We start from the raw sequence: 1,744 nt of genomic DNA, 5'->3' as shown, positions 1-1,744 counted from the left end.
TGTGATCACCAAGCGATTCTGTCGTACCTTAACTACCAAGCGACTTTGTCGTTAGCTTAATTACCGAGGGAAATTGACGGTCCTACTTTTTACGTAATCCTTTGACTATCACTGTGAATTAGTCAAAGGGTGTATAGGATGATCGTTATGGACGCTAAATCCCAGCTTACCGTGGATGTCATTGCTAAAGTGGCACTTAACAAAATCTCTATTCTCAACGCCTCGAAACTGCTCAATAAATCCCACCGAACCATTGAACGTTACCTCAGGCGATACCGTACTGATGGTATTCGTTTCGTTGTTCATGGCAACACTGGAAGAGCACCCGCTAATAAAATCCCCGTGACCTTAAAGAAGCAAGTTCAAGCTCTGATAAAAACCAAGTATTACGACTTTAACATGCTTCATTTGGCAGACATGCTAGAAGTGTTTGAAGGCATCAAAGTAAAGCGAGAGACACTTCGTACCTGGGCGCACGAAATCCATCATGTAAAACGAGCTAAACATCGGCGCTCGAAGGTGAGAAGACGACGAGAGCGCATGGAAGCAGAAGGCTTAATGCTGCAAATGGACGGCAGCCCACACCTTTGGTTCGGGGACAAAAAGTCCTGCCTTATCGCTATGATTGATGACGCAACCAGTGACGTTCATGCGGAGTTCTTTCCTTCAGAAACTACCGAAGGGTGTCTCAAAGTCATGAAGGCTTATATCGAGAAGAAAGGGCTTTTTAAAACGCTTTATGTCGATAGAGCTGGTATTTTTGGTGGACCAAAACGCTGCCATTTCTCCCAGATGCAACGAGCCTGCGAAGAGCTTGGTATAGAAATTATTTTTGCTAACTCACCTCAAGGCAAAGGTCGTATCGAACGAGCCTTCGATACGTTCCAAGATCGTCTCGTCCCTGAGTTAAGACTGGCGGGGGTCACAGATATGAATAGCGCAAATGACTACCTACAAAACACTTTCATCCCTGAGTATTGGGCAACAACCCTCACCGTCAACGCTAAGCAGATGCGCTCGGAACATAGGCCTGTTCCGAAGCACCTAAACCTCGATGCGATATGTATCCAAAAAGAATATCGAAAAATCCGTCGAGACCATACCTTCAGTTATGGCAATGCAATGTACCAAATTACCTCTCCGTTAAGGCACTCTATCGTGAGTCAACAAGTTGAGCTACGTAAGCAACTTGATGGTAACTTCACCGCTTACTTTGCTGACCGAGAGCTATCCATTAAAGAGCTCGTTGAGCCTAGCTCTAGGAAAGAATACGGGGAAGAAGTTCAGAAAAAGCTCGATGCTATTGAACTTGCCAAGGAGTTAGGAAATGTGAGAGAAGCTGCTCGACAGAGCGGTTGCTCTGTCAAAAGCATTCACAACAACAGTCAGCTGCTCGAAGCACACGGTCCATTAGCTTTGAAACGTATGTATGGCCAACCAAGGCACAGTAACCGTATCGATGAGAAGACTCGAAATGTCGTCATCTCATTAACGCTCAAATTGCCTCATCTAACATCGATCAGGATCAGTGGTGAGATGAGAAAGCGTTTTAACATCTCGATTAGCCACTCAACAGTAAGGAACATCTGGCTTGAAGAAAAGCTGAATACAAGAGAGTTACGGGAAGCTCGTGCCGAGGCATCAATTATCGAATAGGAGTAGACCTGTCATAGTTGACTACTATTAATAAGACTATGACAGAGTCCTTCGGTAATTAGACCGTCAACGTCCCTCGGTAATCACA

Annotated in this window: 1 protein-coding gene; it reads left to right on the top strand. The window is 45.0% G+C overall.

Annotation, left to right across the window (positions count from 1 at the left end):
• Positions 1–138: 138 nt before the first annotated feature.
• Positions 139–1,656, top strand: coding sequence for an ISNCY family transposase (locus QQ041_RS21040; RefSeq protein WP_285954970.1), 1,518 nt, complete (start codon positions 139–141; stop codon positions 1,654–1,656).
• The last annotated feature ends 88 nt before the right edge of the window (positions 1,657–1,744 follow it).

This window comes from Vibrio sp. TMPB1044, assembly GCF_030442075.1.
Classification (GTDB): domain Bacteria; phylum Pseudomonadota; class Gammaproteobacteria; order Enterobacterales; family Vibrionaceae; genus Vibrio; species Vibrio satsumensis.
The sequence above is the reverse complement of the archived record's forward strand: the minus strand, read 5'-3'. Positions and strand labels throughout refer to the sequence as shown.